A 19914-nucleotide genomic window follows, 5' to 3' on the forward strand; every position below is an offset into this window, starting at 1 on the left:
TCATTGTCGTGGGGAAGGAATGCAGCAGTGCGACACTTTGTTCCGGAGCAGAGCGGCCTATTCCCGGTGTTCCAGGAACCGACTCACACGGGCCATGTTTCCCGCTAGAATGCGGTCATGAAACAAGCTGATTCCTCGGCCCATCCCACCCGCCGCGCTCTGCTGCAATCCACGCTCAGCGCGGCCGCCGTACTCGCATTGCCAACGCGGTCCATCGCCGCGCCTCCGGGCTTCGACGAATGGCGCGAGAGTTTTCGTGCACGCGCGATGGCCAAGGGCATCTCGGCGGCGACCTGGCAGCGCGCGATGGCGCGAGTCGAGCCGGACATGAGCGTGTTCAAGCAGATGCGCAACCAACCTGAATTCCACGAGCAGGTCTGGCAATACATCAACCGCCGCGTCTCGGATTGGCGCATCATCAACGGCAAGATCGCACTCAGGAACAACGAGGCGCTGCTCGCACGGATCGAGCGCGATTTCGGCGTCGAGCGCGGCACACTGCTGGCGCTATGGGGCGTCGAGTCGGCCTATGGCGATCCGCTGGTGCAGCAGAACCACATGACGCCGATATTCCCCTCGCTTGCCGCGCTCGCCTGGAACGAGCCGCGCCGCAAAGCCTATTGGGAGACCGAGCTGATCAATGCGCTGCGCATCGTCGACAAGGGCTGGAGCACGCCGCAGGAGATGCAGGGGTCCTGGGCCGGCGCGATGGGGCATTCACAATGGATGCCGGAAGTCTGGCTCAATGTCGGCATCGACTATGACGGCGACGGCAAGGTCTCGCCGTTCGGCAAGCCCGACGACGCATTGGGCTCGACCGCAAAATACCTCGTCAATCGCGGCAAATGGCGCCGCGGCGAGCATTGGGGCTACGAGGTGCGCGCGTCCGGCGATGCGAGCGGCAGCCGAACCTATGCGGCGTGGCAGGCGGCCGGCGTCACCCGCGCCGACGGCCAGCCGTTCCCGCAGCCAAACGCCTCCGCGCAGCTTTGGACACCGGTTGCAGGCGGGCCGTCCTTCCTGCTCGGACCGAACTTCAACGCGGTGAAGAGCTATAATCCATCGATGAATTATGCGCTGGCGATCTGCCATCTCGGCGACCGCTGCCTCGGCGGGCCGCCCTTCATCCAACCCTTCCCCGGCTCCGAGCGCGCGCTGACGCTCGCCGAGGTGCAGGAGATGCAGACGCGGCTGACCAAGGCCGGCTTCGACACCGGTGGCACCGACGGCCGCGTCGGCAACGACACCATGAAGGCGATCAAGGATTTTCAGCAGCGCGCGGGGATTACGCCCGCCGATGGATATGGCGGGCTGAAGGTGCTGGCGAAGTTGCGGCAAGGGCCCTAGAAGGGTCGTAGGCCGCCTCAGTGCCTGTACTGCGGCTCTTCGGCGTCGAGCTGACGCCGGACAGCGGCGAGATGCAACCGCGCGGATTCGGAATCGCCTTCGCGCATCTGCTTGTAGGTCTCGGCGGCAATGGCGGGATCGACCGGCAGAACCTTGCGTCCCGTCGACATCGCCAGCACCTGTACCTCGGCGGCGCGTTCGAGATAATAGAGATCGTCCCAGGCCTCCGCGATGGTCGGCGCCAGCACCATCACGCCGTGATGCTTCATGAAGACGATGTCGGCATTGCCGACGGCGGAAGCGATGCGCGCGCCCTCGCGGTTGTCGAGCGCAAGGCCGTTGTAGTCGCGGTCGACCGCCGTGCGGCCGTAGAATTTCAGCGCCGTTTGGCCAGCCCAGATCAGCGGATCGCCCTCCGTCATCGACAGCGCGGTCGCGTAGGGCATGTGGGTGTGGAAGGCGACCTTGGCGCGCGGCAGGCGCTTGTGCATCTCGGCGTGAATGTAGAAGGCCGTCGCCTCGGGTACGCCCTCGCCGTCGAGCACATTGCCGTGGAAATCGCAGATCAGCAGCTTTGACGCGGTCAGCTCGCGAAAGGCATAGCCGTAGGGATTGACGAGAAAGAGGTCGTCATGGCCCGGCACCACGGCCGAGAAGTGATTGCAGATGCCCTCTTCAAAACCGTTGCGCGCGGCCATGCGGAAGCAGGCCGCGAGGTCCTCGCGCGCGGTGCGGATTGCGTCGGTGGCAAGGTCCGGCCGGTTCGAGCGGACGGGCTCAGGCGCGGAAGAAGTCGAGTGAAGGCTGTGCGCCATGGCGAAGAACACCTTTGTCGGTCGGGAGCTGTCCGCCTTGTACAGGGCCGACGCTTGCGCGTCAGCCCCTGCGAGCGCCACCCTGCCCTTCGCAGCCCGCGCGGCGGCTTATTGCCGCCGCGGCACGCCGCCGGCGTTCATGCCGCCGTCGATGACGAGTTCGCTGCCGGTGACATAACGTGAGGCATCGGACGCCAGATACAGCACGCCGGAGGCGATCTCCGCGGCCTGGCCGGCGCGGGCGAGCGGTGCGACCAGCCGGGCGCGCTCCTCGGGGTCAATCGGCGCGTTCTGGCCGGCGCCCGTCGCCCCCGTGGGGATCTTGCCCCAGATCGGCGTATCGATGATGCCGGGGTGGACGGAGTTGACGCGAATGCCGTCGCCCGCCGCCGCACATTCCATCGCGATCGATTTGGCGAACAGGCGCACGCCGCCCTTGGTGGCCGAATAGGCCGACAGGCCCGGCGAGCCGCGCAGGCCCGCGAGCGAGGACATCATGACGATCGAGCCGCCGCCGGTCTTGCGCATCAAGGGCAGGCAATGTTTCACCGAGAGAAACACGCCGTCGAGGTTGATCGCGTTCTGCTTGCGCCAGTCACCGAGCGTCATGTCGACGATCGACGGCACGGCAATGCCGATGCCGGCGTTGGAGACCATGATGTCGAGCCGGCCATAGCGTTTTGCGATATTGGCGACGATTTCGATCCAGCGCTCCTCGCTGGTGACGTCCTGCTCCAGGAAAATCGCCTTGCCACCAGCCTTGGTGATGCGCTTGGCTAGCTCAGGGCCGCGCAGCTCGTCGATGTCGGTCGCGACGACCGTTGCGCCCTCGCGCGCGAACAGCTCGACGATCGCCTCTCCGATGCCGGAAGCTCCGCCTGTCACCAGTGCAACTTTGCCTTCAACCTGCCCTGCCATGTTCACTCCCTTTCTTTCTTGTTGTTTGAGGCCGTTGTTTTCTTGCGCGTGACCTTGTCGGAAAACCGCTTCGCACTTTTCCGGATCATGCGCTATCTAATCACGGCTGGCCCCTGGTCCGGTAGCGCGACGTCGATGACGCGGAACTGCACGCGCTCGGCGCCCTGGTAGCGGTCCACCGACAACGACCCCGCGACATGCAATTGCTGGCCGCGATTGGCAACGAGCGCGTTGCCGAGCTTCTGTCCCACCGAGCGGAACGCGATGCCGTTGACGATGGCGCCATCGCCCGACTTGAAGCGTAGCCTCAAATGCGCTTGGCCGACCTCGTCGGCATAGACGAGCTGGTGCGCCGGCAGCGCCAGCACGGCTTCCGGATTGCCGCTGCCGAACGGGCCGGCGCGGTTGAGCGTGGCCGCAAGCTCGGTCGTCACCGCGCGCGCCGAGACCGCGCCGTCGATGTAGAGTTCGTTGACGTGGCGGACCTCGGCGACGTCCTGCGCCAGCGCGTTTTCGAGATAGGCACGAAGCTCGGCGAGTTTTTCTTTGCGCAGCGTCACGCCCGCGGCCATCGCGTGGCCGCCACCCTTGAGCAAAATGCCGTCGGCGACCGCCTGCCGCACCGCCTTGCCGATGTCGACGCCGGCGATCGAACGACCCGAGCCGGTGCCGATGCCGCCGGGCTCCAGCGCGATCGCAAAGGCGGGCCGCGAAAACTTCTCCTTCAGCCGGGAGGCAACGAGACCGACCACGCCGGGATGCCAGCCTTCGGAGGCCGTGACGATGACGCCAAGCTTGTCCTCGAGCCCGATCGAGGCCAGCGCCTCCGCTTCAGCCTGCGCCTCCGCCGCCTGCTCGATCACGCGGCGCTCGCTGTTCAGGCGGTCGAGCTCGGCCGCGATCCGCGCCGCCTCGACGCTGTCGGCTTCGAGCAAGAGCCGCACGCCGAGATCGGCGCGGCCGATGCGGCCTCCGGCATTGATGCGCGGCCCCAGCATGAAGCCGAGATGCCAGGCCTCCGGCGGGCCGTTGAGCCGGGCCACGTCCATCAGCGCGGTATGGCCGACATGGTCGCGGCGCCGCATCGCGATCAGACCTTTTGCGACGAAAGCGCGGTTGAGGCCGATCAGCGGCGCCACGTCGGCAACCGTGCCGAGCGCGACGTGATGCAGCATGCCGAGCAGATCGGGCTCGGGCATCTCAGCATTCCAGAACCCGCGCTGGCGCAATTCGCGATTGACGGCGACCAGCGTCACCAGCACGAGGCCGACGGCGGCGAGATGGCCGAGACCGGAGAGATCGTCGAGCCGGTTCGGATTGACCAGCGCGTCCACCTCCGGAAGCTCCGTGCCGGTCTGGTGATGGTCGATCACGACGACCGACATGCCGAGGCGCTTCGCCTCGGCCAGCGGCTCGATGCTGGTGGTGCCGCAATCGACGGTGACGAGCAGCGTGGCGCCCTTTGCCGCCAGCCCGCGAACGGCTTCGACGTTGGGGCCGTAGCCCTCGAAGATGCGGTCGGGGATGTGGATCAGCGGGTCGAGCCCGCAATGGCGCAGATGCCAGGTGAGCAGCGCGGCCGACGTCGCGCCGTCGACGTCGTAGTCGCCGAAGATCGCGACCTTCTCGCCCTTCACCGCGGCATCCGCAATCCGCTTGGATGCGGCTTCCATCTGCGTCACCGTGAACGGGTCCGGCAGGAGCTTGCGGATGGTCGGATCGAGGAAATCGGGAACCTCGTCGATATCGACACCACGGCCCGCCAGCACCCGCGCCAGGAGTTCCGGCAATTGATGGCGCTGCACGATGGCCAGCGCCTTGGCTGCCCCGCGCGCGTCCAGCCGGTCACGCCAGAGCTTGTCGGTCAGCGATCGCGCCACGCCCAGGAAGGCCTGGGGCGCTTCGACGGGCAAGGCGGTGGCGGGCGGTGTCATGACGAGAGTCGATCTGTTGGGAAGTCGGGGTCCGGGCGATTACGCAAGGCGCCCGATCAAAGGCTTCAGAGGATTGGCCGGGAAAGCCTTGGGATTTGCAACGGCCGAGGCGCACAAAGCGGTGGATGGCCGCCCGGCGGGCCGGTGTGACTACCATTTAGGCATTCCGCGGAACAGCAAATTAATCCGGCGTTAGGTGGAATCCTCGAAAAAGACTTGTATTCGATCTGTATTTGATTGTTCCGGGTTCATTGCAGATCAGGCCTCATTGCCAAGGGAAGTCCCCCGATGTCTGCTGCGCTGGGTCTGAAAGCCAAGCCGATCGCCCCTGAACCCGCCGACGATGATTCCGACATCTCCGCGCTGATCAATCGTCTGACCGCGGAGGTCAACCAGATCGCGGTCGACAAGACCAAGGCGATCCAGCAGATCACTAACCAGATGAAGATGCTGGCGCTGAACGCGCTGATCGAAAGCTCACGCGCCGGCGCGCAAGGCGCGGGCTTCGCGGTGGTCGCGCAGGAGGTGCGCGGCGTCGGCCAGCAGGTCGAGAGTATCGCGCGCGAACTCGAAACCCAGTTGACCAAGCGAACCGGCGATCTCGTCTCCTCGATCGACCGCATGAGCCAGCGTTCGCGCGGCGAGCGCATGGTCGACCTGTCGCTCAATGCGGTCGAGCTGATCGACCGCAACCTCTATGAGCGCACCTGCGACGTGCGCTGGTGGGCGACCGATTCCGCCGTGGTCGATTGTGCGGCCTCGCCAGCTCCCGCGGCCGTCACCTTTGCCTCGCAGCGCCTCGGCGTCATCCTCGGCGCCTACACCGTCTATCTCGACCTCTGGCTCTGCGACCTCGACGGCAACGTCATCGCCAACGGCCGCGCCGACCGCTTCCGCGTCGTCGGCCAGAACGTCGCCCACACCAAATGGTTTCGCGAGGCAAAGAGCTTGCGCTCCGGGGACGACTATGTCGCCGGCGACGTCGAGAACCAGCAGTTGCTCGGCAACGCGCAAGTCGCGACCTATTGCGCCAGCGTGCGCACCGGCGGCCAGGCCAACGGCGCACCGATCGGCGTGCTCGCCATCCATTTCGATTGGGAGCCGCAGGCCCGCGCGATCGTGCAAGGCGTCCGCGTCGGCGACAGCGACAAGGCCCGCGTCCTGCTGGTCGACTCGAACTTTCGCGTGATCGCGGCCTCCGATGGCCAGGGCATTCTCAGCGAGCGCATCTCGCTCTCGCTCAACGGCCAGCGCTCCGGCTTCTATCAGGATCGCTCCGGTACGCTGGTCGCGTTCCATGCCACGCCCGGCTACGAGACCTATCGCGGGCTCGGCTGGTACGGCGTGATCGTCTGCGGGGCCTGAGGCAGGAGCCGCCCCATAAATCCTGACGGCGAGCCGTCCGGTGATTGAACAAGCGCGAAAACAACCCCATGCACAGTAGCCGGTGGGTTGCTTTTGTTGCGTTTTTTTGCCCGGGTCGCTCGTTTGACTCGTTGGGCAAAACACCGGCATTCTGGCATCGTCGATTGATCAGGCCTGCCCATTGGCAACATGCCGAGGAGATAGACCATGAAGATCGTCGTGATCGGCGGGACCGGATTGATCGGGTCCAAGCTAGTAACGAAGCTTAGGAGCCACGGCCACGAAGCAGTGCCCGCCTCGCCGAAATCGGGCGTGAATGCCGTGACCGGAGAAGGTCTCGCAGCCGTGCTGGCGGGCGCGGATGTCGTCGTCGACGTCGCCAACGCGCCGTCCTGGGAGCCCGCCGCCGTGCTCGATTTCTTCCAGCGCTCGAGCACAAATCTCGTCGCGGCCGAGGCCGCGGCAGCCGTGAAGCATCACGTCGCCCTCTCGATCGTGGGCACCGAACGCTCGCCGGACAATTCCTACTTTCTCGCCAAGCTCGCGCAGGAGACCATCATCAAATCCTCTGGGGTCCCCTACTCGATCGTGCGCGCCACCCAGTTCTTCGAATTCCTCGGCGCCATTGCCGAGACGAGCGTCATTGGGGGCAAGATCGTCGTTCCCTCCGCACTGTTTCAGCCGATCGCGGCCGACGACGTCGCCGATCGCCTCGCCGAGGTCGCAATGGGCCAGCCGCTCAACGGCACGATCGATATCGCAGGGCCCGAGAAAGCGCCCTTCAACGAATTCATCGCACGCCGTCTGAAGGCGTCCGGCGACGCCCGTCCCGTGATGGGAGACCCGAAGGCTCCGTATTACGGCGCCCCCATCGACGACACCTCGCTGAACCCGCTCGGCGACGCCAGGCTCGGCAAGACGCCGCTCGCCACATGGCTCGCCAACCTCTGAAAACCCTGCGATGCAAAGCACAGTCCCGACGCCCGCTGTCGCGGGCTCCTCGGCAGGCAGGCGCCAGGATGGATACTTGATCCGTTTCGTCGAGCGCTTGGCAACACGCGCACCCTCGTGACGCCCGAGATCGACCTACAGTGTCAGACCGTCGCGATGTCGTCCCCGGCCGTCTGCCATTTTGCAAGTCCCAGGGTTTGCGACGGACGCTCTCCGAACATCGCGAGGTAGTATTGCGAGAACCGTCCGAGCTCGTAGAAGCCATGCTGCATGGCGACGGACGCCACGGTGATCGAGCCCGGAGCGCTCTCTTTCAGAATGGAATGAACAGCGCATAGACGCTTGTGTCGCAGGAAGCTGACCGGGCCGAGGCCGAACACCTCCTGGAATGCGCGGTGCAAGGTGCGCCGCGACACGCCCAGGGCCGCGCAGATCTCGGAAACATGCACCGGACGCGTACCGGCTTCGTCGAGATACTCCTCGACCCTGCGGATCAGCCGTCTCGCGGAAGGCAGCCAGCCATTGTCGTCGGGCGGCAAGGACGACATGACGTTGGCAGCCATGCATTCGACGATCGATCGCTTCCAGAAGTCGGCGGTCGACGAGGTCAACCCGTATTTGTTGTCACGCAGATGCGACAAGATCCGGACCAGTCGGCGTGAGGCAATCGCGCCGGTGTCGGGGTCCGCCCGAAAATGACCGCGGCTGCGCCAGGTGTCGGGATCGCTGAGCCTCGCCTCGCCGCCAAACAAGGACGTGACGTCGCTGAGGTCGAAGCGCATGGCGGCGTAAGCGGACGCGCCGTGAAAGACGCCATCATGTTCGAGCAACGGAGGGATCACGAGCACATCGTTGAGCTGCATGTCGAACGACCAGTGGGCGACGCGCTCCTCGGCCGACAGCAACATTCCGATGATCAGCTTGTCGTCGCTGGAGCTGCGCTGGGTGCGCATGCCGACGTTGAATGCGCCGACGCTGAGCGAGAAGTCGCCGATGCCGACATGCGACAACGTCCCACGCAGCCGCCCGCGTCCGAGCTGCATCACGTCGACATGCGAGCCGTGAACGGCCTGATGAAGGCCTTCGAAGCCGTCGAGCTTGCGCGAATCGACCAGAAGAAACTGCCCCATGGCCGACCCTGTTACCGAAGCGCGACAATTCTGCGGCAGTCAAAGGCGGAATACCACTACAACGCGAGGTGGATGTGACAGGGTGACTTCGCGTTTCGAAGCAACTCATCGCGAATCTGATGTGAGATATCTGTTCGAAATGGCTTTGTATTGGGGGATTTGCGACAGATTCGTCAGGTCTCACCAGTTGCCGCAAATGCTGGCACAAACTGCACATCACATCCGTCCAATCTTCGGATACCGTCTTCAACCTTAGCGATATCAAGCGGATGAGCTCTGCGGATGGCGGAGCGCGTGCGGCAGGGGTTTGCCGCGTACTCGTACACGCGTGCGCCAAAGGGATGGGATGCTGACCTAATGCGCCGGCTTCATCTCTCCCAAGCGCCAAAGAGGGGATCAGACAATGCGTCCCACGTATCAGGAACTGCGCCGCAGGCGACGTCTGCTGACGTTTGCACCGTAGCGCCCGGTGGAATTCGCGCATCGGAGTTTCCATCATGCTGCGGGCTGATCTGGGTCACTGCGAGTGGCTGCCGGATGATGTGAGGACCGGCGAGATGGTCTTCATTCCCGGTGGGACCTTCCTTATGGGCTCGGATCATCATTACCCCGAGGAGGCGCCGAGCCATCGGGTCTCCGTCGACGGCTTCTGGATCGACCGCACACCGGTCACCAACCGGCAGTTCAAGCAATTCGTGAATGCGACCGGCCATGTCACCGAGGCGCAGATCGTTCCCGATCCCAAGGACTATCCCGGCGCGCCAAAGGAGATGCTCTATGCCGGCTCGCTGGTGTTCTCACCGTTGCCGCGCATCACCGATCTCACCGACTGGAGCCAGTGGTGGTCGTTCCTGCGCGGCGCCAACTGGCGGCATCCCTACGGTCCCGGCAGCACCATCAAGGGCATGGACGACCATCCCGTCGTGCACGTCTCCCACAGCGACGCGGTCGCCTATGCAGGCTGGGCCGGAAAGGATTTGCCGACGGAAGCAGAATGGGAATTCGCCGCGCGCGGCGGCCTCGACGGCGAAGAGTTCGCCTGGGGCGATGCGCTGATGCCGGGCGGCAAGCACATGGCCAACATCTGGCAGGGCAACTTTCCTGTCCAGAACCTCGGCGAGGATGGGTTCGAGCGTACCTCGCCGGTCATGGCCTTCCCGCCGAACGGCTACGGCCTCTACGACATGATCGGCAATGTCTGGGAGTGGACCTCCGACTGGTGGTCGGCGCGGCACACCGCCGAGGCCGCCAAGCCATGCTGCATCCCGACAAATCCGCGCGGCGGGCGCGAAGAGGCAAGCTACGACCCTGCCCTGCCCGACATCCGGATTCCCCGCAAGGTGCTGAAGGGCGGCTCGCACCTCTGCGCCCCGAACTATTGCCGCCGCTATCGCCCAGCCGCGCGGCACGCCGAGCCGATCGACACTTCGACCAGCCATGTCGGCTTCCGTTGCGTGACGCGAATGCCGCTCGCGACCGAACGCGGACGAGAAGGACGTGGTGTAACCTAGGTAGCATCGCATATCCGCAACCCCGCGGTTGTGGAGACGATACAGGCTCGTTACAAGCCGTCGCGGCCCGCCGACATTCCGAGGCCTTCAAGGCGCAAAAGCTCAATTCATCGCGCGAGTGGAAACGGCTCTATGCCGACGGTACCGTCGTGAAATGGCTGCAGCAGGTCAGTGACTTTTTCATGACGGATGCCGGCGTCACTGGAGCAGTGCGCGCGTCTGATTGTTTCGACACGCAGCTGCATCTTTCGGCGTTTGGATAGAGCCATTCCGCAGTTCGGAACGCGAGGTCAATTTGGGCGCTCGATCCCACGTCAATTCCACTTGCGAGCTTGTCTGAACCGGCGCAGCATCCGACGGCTGGCCTCAGGCCGAACATCACGCGCGAAAAATCGAGCGGATCAAAACAGAAACTGGAGGAAACCAATGACACTCAACGTCTCACGCCGGTCCCTGCTCACCCTCGGGGCTGGCCTTGGCGCCAGCGCGATGCTCGGCGGCAGTGCGCTTGCACGCGCTCCCAAGCTCGGCACCCAGACACCCTACTGGCACCGCTTCACCCTCGGCGATGCGGAAGTGACCGTCGTGTCCGACGGACCGTTGCCGCTCGGCGATCCCTCCGGCACCTTCACCGGCGTTCCCAAGGAGGAGGTGAAGAAGATGCTGGCCGACAATTTCCTGTCCCCGGACAATGTCGTGCTCGAGCAGAACTCGCCGATCGTGAACACCGGCGACAAGCTCATCCTGTTCGACACCGGCATGGGCTCATCGAAAATGTTCGGCGCCACCACCGGGCGGCAGCAGAAGAGCATGATGGAGGCCGGCATCAAGCCGGAGGACATCGATGCCGTGGTCTGCTCCCATGCCCATATCGACCATATCGGCGGTATCGTGGACGCCAACGACAAGCCGCTGTTTCCGAACGCCCAGATCTACATCTCCCAGACCGATTTCGACTTCTGGACAGATGAGGGCAAGCTCGGCAGCCCGGCCAAGGACTTCGTCGTTCATGCCCGCAAGAACCTGCTGCCGGTCCGCGACCGCATCGTGTTCTTCAAGGACGGCCATGAGTTCCTGCCCGGCGTGCAGGCGATCGCCGCGCCCGGCCATACCGTGGGTCACACCATCTTCACGGTGTCCTCGGCCGGCAAGTCCTTCGCGTTCCTCGGCGACCTCTCGCACCATTCGGTGCTGCTGCTGGAGCGGCCGCGGATGGAGTTCTCCTACGACACCGACCCGAAGCAGGCGGCGGATTCGCGCGTCAAGCTGCTGACCATGCTCGCGGCCAACAAGGTCCCCGTGATGTCCTATCACTTCGCCTGGCCGGGCTACGGCCATGTCGCCAAGGCCGGCGACGGCTTCCGCTATTATGCCGAGCCGATGCAGATGACGTTGTAGGTCGTCGGATCTGATCCGGGCGGCGCACGCGCCGTCCGGATCGATCATCGATGCCGGCGCCGATCAAGAACGCTGCGCCGGTTCGGCATCATGCCGTCGGCCTCTCCATCAGCGTCAACGGCACGCCGTTGTAGTCGATCCGATCGAACGTGCTCCAGCCTATCCGGGCGTACAGCGCCTCGCTGCGTGGCGTGAACAGATACAGCCGGTCATGCCCGGGCCGTGCGGCTTCGCTGACGGCGTGCAAACTCAACGCGGAAGCAACGCCCCTGCCCCTCGACTCCTCGGGAACGTAGACCGAGGATAGCCAGGGTGTCAGATGCTTGTGGGTAATCGTCGTCGCAAGCAGACCGGCCGACCCCAATAGCGCGCCATCCGCCGAGAGCGCCACGAATGCCATCGGTAGCGCATCTTTCTGGAGTGAACGGCGAAGCCGCTCGGCCCGATCCTCCCGCGTCATGGCCGGCGTGAGATAGCCGAACTCGGCATGCTGCCACGCCGCGATCGTTTCAAGATGTTCGGGGTGGTCCGCCAAATAGGCAATTTTCATGAAGGTCACCGGGAGGTCAGCGATCCCAGTTTAGGCGCTTTTGGCAAAGAGCGCGAGGCGTCGGACTAGTGTTGCGCCGCTACCTTGCGGTTCAAGGGCGCGTAATCCTAAACGTCGGCTTACCAGCGCAAAGCGGACGTAAGCCGCCTCGATCATGATCGGCCGCTTTTGACCCACAACAGACATCCAAAAGGAACGGAGGTAATCGCCCTATTCTCCGGGTTGAATGCCAACGGTCCACGCCATCCGGTCTTTCAAATTCGAAAAGCACTCATCGCATACCCAATCGTAACCAGCACCAAGTGGGTAATCCGGCCCTGTGGCGTAGCCCTCTCGCAAGGTATCCGCTACGCTGTCTGAAAACTTGGCCCAGCAAACCGCACAATGGTCATGGTCCCAGCCTGGCCCGGGGCGCGTCCAAGTTGAACACCACCAAGTCAGTCCCCTAAGAGCATCAAGATAATCAAGCTTCTCGGTCACGCGCACTCGGAACGCTGTCTCGGTTTGGGGACCTCCTATATCAGGCCGAGCCCTCGATGTCGCCTGCTGGCCCACATGCGAAGTCGTAGCCGCGTCGAGCGATGTCCGAGTTCGGGGGCAAAGCGGAAGATATCTACTTGACCCAACTCGGACATCTGAGCGCGTCGCCCCTCTTGAGTCGATTGCCGGCGTTTCTCGCTGTTTCAGGCCTTTCCGACTTCGGGTTTGACTTGGCGGAGGCTTCGGCTTGCTCTCCTTTGAAGGGTGCGTTATTTTGACTTCACTCAATCGAGAAAGGGGGGCCGCGCGATGACAACATTTTTCCGGCACTATCGCCAGCGTGGCCCGGTCAACGCCCTGCAAATGCGTTTGCAGGGCTGACCAGAGACTTTTTACAGAACTAGTTCTCGGTCTGCCCTTCGTGGCTGTGCAGCGTTGCGCGTCCTTGCGCGCGCCTGCACTCTCATTTGTCGCCGCGCTTTGACAATGACATCCGACGATGGCTGCATGCCCCGGATGTCGTGATCGCCGGCAAGACCAGAGAACGATCATGACTCTTATCAACCTCCGCAATCTCGGCGTGACGCTGAGCGCACCGCTCTTTTCCCAGCTGAACCTCGTCGTCAATGCCGGCGACCGAATTGGGCTTGTCGCGGCCAACGGTCGCGGAAAATCCACTCTGCTGCGCTGCATCGCGGGCGCTATGGAAGCGAGCGAAGGTGAGATCACCCGATCCCGAGGGCTGATGGTGGGTTATGTCGAGCAGGATGTGCCGGAAGCTCTGATGGATCGGACCTTCTATGCAGCCGTGCTTGAGATGCTCTCCGCTGACCAACGGCTTGGCGAACGCTGGCGGGTAGATGTGGCGATGGAGTCGCTTGAGGTGCCCGAGACGCTGCGGCAGAGGCCGCTGAAACACCTGAGCGGCGGCTGGCAGCGGGTTGCCATGCTTGTCCGTGTGCTGGTGACGGAGGCCGACGTGCTGTTGCTCGACGAGCCGACCAACCATCTCGACCTCGCCCGGATCGGCCGGCTTGAAAATTGGCTGAACGCGCTGCCGCACGATATGCCCGTCGTCATATCCAGTCACGATCGCGCCTTTCTCGATGCGACCACGAACCGGACGCTGTTCCTGCGGCCGGAGCAGTCGCAGGTGTTTTCATTGCCCTATACACGGGCGCGGGCCGCACTTCGCGAGGCTGACGCATCGGACGAGCGGCGCTATCAACGCGACCTGAAGGCCGCCCAGCAACTTCGCCAGCATGCGGCGAAGCTCAACAACATCGGTATCAATTCCGGAAGCGACCTTTTGCTGTCGAAGACCAAGCAATTGAAGCAGCGCGCCGAGAAGCTGGAACATGTGGCAAAGCCTGCGCATCTCGAACGATCCGCAGGGACGATTAGGCTTGCCAATCGCGGAACGCACGCCAAGGTCCTGGTCACGCTGGATGAAGCCGCGGTCGAGACGCCGGATGGCCGGTTGCTGTTCAGGACCGGCAAGCAATTTATCTGCAAGGGCGATCGGATCGCGCTGCTGGGGCCGAACGGGGTAGGCAAGACCCGGTTGGTGGCGATGCTGCGCTCGGCAATCGAAAATCCGGGCGCCACCCATGCCGGCATCAAGGCCACGCAGTCGCTCGTGCTCGGCTATTGCGATCAGGCTCTCGCCCATCTTGTCGATGCCGAAACGCCGGTGCGCGCGCTCATTCGCCGTTTCGATGTCGGCGATCAGCGTGCGCGCGCGCTGCTCGCAGGCTCCGGCCTCTCGATCGAGATGCAGGGCCGTCCGATCGGCCGGCTTTCCGGCGGACAGAAGGCGCGTCTCGGCTTGCTGTTGCTGCGGTTGGCCCAGCCCAACTTCTATCTTCTCGATGAGCCGACCAACCATCTGGATATCGAGGGGCAGGAAGCTCTGGAGGACGAATTGATGGACCATCAGGCAAGCTGCCTGCTGGTCTCACATGACCGCAACTTCGTGCGAACGGTGGGCAATCGGTTCTGGCTGATCGATAGGAAGAAGCTGTTGGAACTGGATGGGCCGGAGGGGTTCTTTGCATCGGTCGGTGCAACAGGTTAGCACCGCGGCCCTCCTGTCGCTCTGCGTGCCGACGGTCAGGCCGGCGCGTGCATGTCTGTTGTTGGCCCGAAACGGACCCGAGCATTTCGGCCGACCATGTCTGCTCCAGGGGGGGAGACACGACATCCCGCTTCGAGTTCGCCGAGATCAACGGAGGCGACCTCACGCGCGAGATCGCGTGAGATACCGCTCCATGAGGCGGCTATTCCGCGGGCTGTGCGGTTGCGACCGGCGTCGAGCTGGCCGCCTCATCCCGCTTGCCCGGAAATATCCTCCGGACCAGGACGAACAGCGCGGGCACGAAGAAGATGCCGAGACCCGTCGCGGCAATCATGCCGCCGGCGACCCCGATGCCGACCGCATTCTGGCTGGCGGAGCCCGCGCCTGTCGCCACCGCCAGCGGCAGAACGCCGAGGATGAAGGCGAACGACGTCATCAGGATCGGGCGAAGGCGCTGACGCGCCGCGTGCAGGGTCGCATCGACGAGGCTGCGGCCGGCGGCGATCTGCTCCAGCGCGAACTCGACGATCAGGATCGCGTTCTTCGAGGCGAGGCCGATCGTCGTGAGCAGGCCGACCTGGAAATAGACGTCGTTGGCCTGGCTGAAGAACGTTGCCCCGAGCAACGCGCCGAGCACGCCGATCGGTACCGTCAGCATCACCGCGAACGGCACCGACCAGCTCTCGTAGAGCGCGGCGAGGCTGAGGAAGACGATCAGCAGCGAGATCGAATAGAGGTACAGCGTCTGGCTGCCGGTCAGCCGCTCCTGGAACGACAATCCGGTCCATTCGTGGCCGTAGCCCTTGGGCAGCTTCGCCATCTGCTCTTCCACCGCCTGCATGGCGACGCCCGAGCTGATGCCCTGCCCCGCCTGCCCCTGGAGCTCGACGGCGGCCACGCCATTGTAGCGCTCGAGCCGCGGCGAGCCGAAGCTCCAGCGATTGGTGGCGAGCGCCGAGAACGGCACCATGGAGCCCGAGGCGTTGCGGACGTACCAGCGGCCGATGTCGCTGGTGTCCATGCGGAAGGGCGCGTCGCTCTGGACATAGACCTGCTTGACGCGGCCGCGGTCGATGAAGTCGTTGACATAGGCGCCGCCCCACGCCGCCGACAGCGTGGTGTTGAGATCGCTGAGGCTCACGCCGAGCGCCGTGGCCTTGGCCTGGTCGACGTCGAGGTTGAATTGCGGCGTGTCGTCCTGGCCGTTCGGCCGCGTCTGCGCCACGCGCTTGTCGGCCGCAAGTTGGCCGAGCAATTGGTTGCGCGCCTGGATCAGCGCGTCGTGGCCGCCACCGCCGGTATCCTGGAGATAGACGTCGAAGCCGCCGGCATTGCCGAAGCCAGGGATCGAGGGCGGCAGCACCGCAAACACCATCGCGTCGCGGATCTTTGCGAATGCACCCATGGCGCGGCCGACCACCGCCTGCGCCGAAGCCGCCGCGTCCTTGCGTTCGTCGAACGGCTTCAGGCTGACGAAGGCAAGAGCGACGTTCTGGCCCTGGCCCGAGAAACTGTAGCCGCTGACCGCGAACACGCCCTGCACGGCGTCCTTCTCGTTGTCGAGATACTGTCGCTCGACCTGCTTGATCACATCGAGCGTGCGGGTGGCGGTTGCGCCGACCGGCAGCTGGATCAGGGTGATAATCGTCCCCTGGTCCTCTTCGGGCAGGAACGAGCTCGGCAGCCGCTGGAACAGGAACACCATGCTGGCGACAATGGCCGCGAAGGCGATGATCACTGCCGTGATCCGTTTGATCGCGGCGCCCGCGGTGCGCTGATAGCCAACGGCCATGCGGTCGAAGCCGCGGTTGAACAGCCCGAAGAAGCCGCGCTGCGCACCGTGATCCCCAGGCGGCTTCAGGATCGTGGCGCACAAGGCCGGCGTCAGCACCAGCGCCACCAGCACCGAGAGCAGCATCGCCGTGACGATGGTGAGCGCGAACTGCCGATAGATGATCCCGACCGAACCGTTGAAGAACGCCATCGGGATAAACACGGCCGAGAGCACGACGCCGATGCCGACCAGCGCGCCGGTGATCTCGCGCATCGATTTCTCGGTCGCCTCGCGCGGACCGAGTTTCTCCTCGGCCATGACGCGCTCGACATTCTCGACCACGACGATGGCATCGTCGACCAGGAGGCCGATCGCCAGCACCATCGCGAACATCGTCAACGTGTTGATCGAATAGCCGGCGAGCGAGAGCACGCCGAACGTACCCAGCAGCACCACCGGCACTGCGATGGTCGGAATGAGGGTGGCCCGCCAGCTTTGCAGGAACACGAACATCACGACGAAGACGAGCGCGATCGCCTCGAACAGCGTGTGGATCACCTTCTCGATCGACAGCTTGACGAACGGCGTGGTGTCGTAGGGATAGATGACGCGAAGCCCCTCCGGCATGGTCGCCGTGAGCTGGGCGATGCGCGCCTTCACCGCTTCGGAGGTCGATACCGCATTGGCGCCGGTGGCAAGGCTGATGCCCATGCCTGCGGCGGGCTTTTCGTTGTAACGCGCCGTGGAATCGTAGGACTTGGAGCCGAGCTCGACACGCGCGACATCGCCGATGCGCACCGTCTGGCCGGTCGATGCGGTGCGCAGGATGATATCCTTGAACTGCTCGACCGTTTGCAGGCGGCTCTGAGAGGTGATGGTGGCATTGAGCTGCTGGCCGCCGACGGCCGGCAGGCCGCCGAGCTGGCCGGACGTGACCTGGGTATTCTGTGCCTGGATCGCAGTGGTGACGTCGCCGGGCATCAGATTGTATTTGGCAAGCTTGTCCGGGTCGAGCCAGATCCGCATCGCGTATTCGGCGCCGAACAGCTGAACCTGGCCGACGCCGGCGACGCGGCTTATGGGGTCGTTGATCGATGATGCCACGTAATCGGCGATGTCGCTGGCGCTGAGCCGGCCGTCCTCGGAGACGAAACCAAGCACCAACAAGAAGCTCGACGACGACTTCACGACCTTGATGCCCTGCTGCTGCACCACCTGCGGCAGCAAGGGAGTCGCGAGCTGGAGCTTGTTCTGGACCTGGACCTGGGCGATGTCGGCGTCGGCCTGGTTGGTGAAGGTCAGCGAAATCGACACGGCCCCGGTCGAGGAGCTCGACGACGACATGTATTGCAGATTGTCGAGACCGGTCATGTTCTGCTCGATGACCTTGGTCACCGAGTTCTCGGCGGTCTCGGCGTTGGCGCCGGGATAGGTCGCGCTGATCGAGACGACGGTCGGCGCGATCTGCGGATATTGCGCGATCGGCAGGCGCATGATCGCCAGCACGCCGCCAAGCATGATCAGGATCGCGATGACCCAGGCGAAGATCGGCCGCTTGATGAAGAAGTGTGACATGACGTTTATTGCCCGGCTGTGACGGGCGCGGGCCGCGCATCGGCCTGCCGCGTCGGGTTCACCGTGAGACCGCTCGCCGGATCAACCGCGACCTCGACGGTCTTCACCGCCGCGCCGGGACGCGCCTTCTGCGTGCCATCAACGACCAGGCGATCGCCGGATTTGGCGCCCGACTGCACCAGCCAGTTGCCGTCGACCCCCTCGCCCAGATCCAGCGTGCGCTGCTCGATCTTGCCGTCCTTGTCGACGAACATCGCGACCGCCTGCCCGAGCGGATTGCGCGAGACAGCTCGCTGCGGCACCAGGATCGCGGCCGGATCGACGCCGGCAATCACGCGTGCGCGCACATACATGCCGGGCAGCAGCGCCCGCTCGGGATTGGCGAAGATCGCGCGCGAGGAGACCGAGCCGGTGTTCTCGTTGACGCTTGCATCGGTGAAACCGTACTTGCCCTTGTGGCCGTAGGTCTTGCCGTTCTCCATCAGCAATTCGACCTGGACGCCATCGGCCGGACGCTTCAGCTTTCCGCTCGCGATCTGGCTGCGCAGCCGCTCCATCTCCGAGGTCGACTGGTCGAGATCGACGTAGACAGGGTCGAGCTGCTGGATCGTGGTCATCGCGGTCGCCTGGCTCGCCGTGACAAGCGCGCCGGGCGTGATGGTCGACTTGCCGATCCGGCCCGAGATCGATGCGGTGACCTTGGTGCGGTCCAGCGAGATCGCGGCGGTGTCGCGGTTGGCCTGCGCCGCGTGCAGGTCGGCCTCGCCCTGCTTGTAGGCGGCAACCGCATCGTCGACGTCCTGCTGGCTCGCCGCGTTGGTCTGGAGAAGCTGGGTCTTACGCTGGGCCTTCAGCTTCACGCTGACGAGCGTTGCCTCCGCCTTCTGCACCGCGGCGTCGGCGCTCGCCAATGCCGCCTTGTACTGGACGGGATCAATCTCATAGAGCTGAGCGCCCTCCTTGACCTCGGTCCCTTCGACGAAATCGCGCTTGAGCAGGATGCCGGTGACCTGGGGACGCACCTCCGAGACCTGATAGGCAACGACGCGGCCCGGCAGGACCGTCGAGATCTTGGCCTCCTGCGGCTTCAACGTGACGACGCCGACTTCAGGCGCCATCTGTTGCGCGACCGGCGCCTGGCTCTGCTCGCCGCAGGCCGCGAGCGACAGCAAGGCGAACAACGGAACAATGCGGACGACCGGGGCAAGCATCATGACTATCCATGGACGATTTGGCCAACACTGCCGATGCGGCGATCTGGCTGGAAACATTAGGAAACTATGCAGTTTCATTCTGGAAACTTGGTAGTTTCCTTCCTCGAAGTCAAGTGATAGGCTGGCGGCAGAATTCCGGATCAAGCGGTCGTGATGCAGTGGATGTTTAACGGCAGGTTTACATGACGAGCCAATCCAGCAGTCGCAGGCGTACCGGCGGCGGCACGCGTTCGGAGCGGGAGAGACGGGACCTCGACCTCCCTGCCCCGAATGCGCGCATGATGCAGTTGCTGGCGGCAGCGAAGGCCACTTTCACCAGCAAGGGTTTTGCCGCGACCACGATGGATGACATCGCCGGCGCAGCCGGGATGTCGAAGAAGACGCTCTACAAATTGTTCGAGAGCAAGACCGAGCTATTCCGGGCCATGCTGCTGCGCAGCCTGCCCGAGGCCCATTTCGCAAACCCTCCCTTGTCAGGATCGCCGACCGCGCAGCTACGAACCGCACTCCGCAGAATTGCGGACGTGGTGCTCGCGCCCAGCGAAATCGCACTGCACCGCCTGATCATCGGCGAGCGCCAGGCCTCACCGGACCTCGGCCGCATGTTCGCGGAGGTTATCATGGAGAGCGGCCCCGACGACGTGGCAGGCCTGCTCGAAACTGTCAGGCTTGAACCGCGCCTCGAAGGCGTGCCGCTCCGCGCCGTCGCCGAAATGCTGCTGGGAATGGTGTTCAGCCACGATCATTTCAGGCTGCTCACCGACGACGGATTCCGCCTCAACCGCCGTCTGCTGGACAAGCGGATCGATCTTGCGATTGCGATGTTCTGTGTGCCGGAAGATCACTCTGCCAAGCCGTAAGTTCTGCATGGCATA

The 19914-nt window shown here is 64.2% G+C and carries 14 protein-coding genes; 7 read left to right on the forward strand and 7 right to left on the reverse strand.

The features are described from left to right. The first annotated feature begins 117 nt into the window (after positions 1 to 117). Complete coding sequence (locus FNV92_RS19475; RefSeq protein WP_143844997.1) at positions 118 to 1347, forward strand: lytic murein transglycosylase; 1230 nt, start codon at positions 118 to 120, stop codon at positions 1345 to 1347. A 17-nt stretch (positions 1348 to 1364) separates the two neighbouring features. On the opposite strand, the gene FNV92_RS19480 is transcribed toward FNV92_RS19475, so the two are convergent. The 3 genes from FNV92_RS19480 to recJ all read right to left on the reverse strand — a co-directional run bounded on the left by FNV92_RS19480 (position 1365) and on the right by recJ (position 5014). Further along, positions 1365 to 2162, reverse strand: coding sequence for an aldolase (locus tag FNV92_RS19480; protein ID WP_168213638.1), 798 nt, complete (start codon positions 2160 to 2162; stop codon positions 1365 to 1367). A gap of 108 nt (positions 2163 to 2270) precedes the next feature. Beyond that, positions 2271 to 3080, reverse strand: a complete 810-nt coding sequence (locus FNV92_RS19485) for an SDR family NAD(P)-dependent oxidoreductase (RefSeq protein WP_168213637.1) — start codon at positions 3078 to 3080, stop codon at positions 2271 to 2273. A 92-nt stretch (positions 3081 to 3172) separates the two neighbouring features. Further along, positions 3173 to 5014, reverse strand: a complete 1842-nt coding sequence (gene recJ / locus FNV92_RS19490; protein WP_143844992.1) for a single-stranded-DNA-specific exonuclease RecJ — start codon at positions 5012 to 5014, stop codon at positions 3173 to 3175. A gap of 288 nt (positions 5015 to 5302) precedes the next feature. Here recJ and FNV92_RS19495 point away from each other — a divergent pair, with 288 nt between their 5' ends. After that, the gene (locus FNV92_RS19495) at positions 5303 to 6379 is read left to right on the forward strand and encodes a methyl-accepting chemotaxis protein (protein WP_015686385.1); all 1077 of its coding nucleotides are present in this window, start codon (positions 5303 to 5305) and stop codon (positions 6377 to 6379) included. A gap of 207 nt (positions 6380 to 6586) precedes the next feature. Further along, positions 6587 to 7330 carry an SDR family oxidoreductase gene (locus tag FNV92_RS19500; protein WP_143844991.1) on the forward strand — a complete coding sequence of 248 codons (744 nt, stop codon included), beginning with the start codon at positions 6587 to 6589 and terminating at the stop codon, positions 7328 to 7330. 143 nt (positions 7331 to 7473) lie between these two features. Here the strand turns inward: FNV92_RS19500 and FNV92_RS19505 are convergent, their stop codons facing one another. Further along, complete coding sequence (locus FNV92_RS19505; protein WP_143844990.1) at positions 7474 to 8460, reverse strand: helix-turn-helix domain-containing protein; 987 nt, start codon at positions 8458 to 8460, stop codon at positions 7474 to 7476. Positions 8461 to 8957: 497 nt separating this feature from the next. Here FNV92_RS19505 and FNV92_RS19510 point away from each other — a divergent pair, with 497 nt between their 5' ends. Continuing rightward, complete coding sequence (locus tag FNV92_RS19510; protein WP_143844988.1) at positions 8958 to 9971, forward strand: formylglycine-generating enzyme family protein; 1014 nt, start codon at positions 8958 to 8960, stop codon at positions 9969 to 9971. A gap of 426 nt (positions 9972 to 10397) precedes the next feature. Then, complete coding sequence (locus FNV92_RS19515) at positions 10398 to 11369, forward strand: MBL fold metallo-hydrolase (protein ID WP_143844986.1); 972 nt, start codon at positions 10398 to 10400, stop codon at positions 11367 to 11369. Between the two features lie 88 nt (positions 11370 to 11457). On the opposite strand, the gene FNV92_RS19520 is transcribed toward FNV92_RS19515, so the two are convergent. After that, a complete protein-coding gene (locus tag FNV92_RS19520) occupies positions 11458 to 11919 on the reverse strand; it encodes a GNAT family N-acetyltransferase (protein WP_143844984.1) in 462 nt (153 codons plus the stop codon). A 1030-nt stretch (positions 11920 to 12949) separates the two neighbouring features. Here FNV92_RS19520 and FNV92_RS19525 point away from each other — a divergent pair. After that, on the forward strand, positions 12950 to 14476 hold the full coding sequence (locus FNV92_RS19525) for an ABC-F family ATP-binding cassette domain-containing protein (protein WP_143844982.1): 1527 nt from the start codon (positions 12950 to 12952) through the stop codon (positions 14474 to 14476). 202 nt (positions 14477 to 14678) lie between these two features. On the opposite strand, the gene FNV92_RS19530 is transcribed toward FNV92_RS19525, so the two are convergent. Both FNV92_RS19530 and FNV92_RS19535 read right to left on the reverse strand, forming a co-directional pair. After that, positions 14679 to 17825 (reverse strand): efflux RND transporter permease subunit, encoded by a 3147-nt coding sequence (locus FNV92_RS19530; protein ID WP_143844981.1) that lies wholly within the window; start codon positions 17823 to 17825, stop codon positions 14679 to 14681. A 5-nt stretch (positions 17826 to 17830) separates the two neighbouring features. Beyond that, positions 17831 to 19036, reverse strand: a complete 1206-nt coding sequence (locus FNV92_RS19535; RefSeq protein ID WP_143846266.1) for an efflux RND transporter periplasmic adaptor subunit — start codon at positions 19034 to 19036, stop codon at positions 17831 to 17833. 281 nt (positions 19037 to 19317) lie between these two features. On the opposite strand from FNV92_RS19535, the gene FNV92_RS19540 reads away from it, so the two are divergent. Continuing rightward, positions 19318 to 19899: a TetR/AcrR family transcriptional regulator gene (locus FNV92_RS19540; RefSeq protein ID WP_168213636.1), complete on the forward strand. Its 582-nt coding sequence runs from the start codon at positions 19318 to 19320 to the stop codon at positions 19897 to 19899. Positions 19900 to 19914: the final 15 nt, after the last annotated feature.

The sequence above is a fragment of the Bradyrhizobium cosmicum genome (assembly GCF_007290395.2).
GTDB lineage: Bacteria > Pseudomonadota > Alphaproteobacteria > Rhizobiales > Xanthobacteraceae > Bradyrhizobium > Bradyrhizobium cosmicum.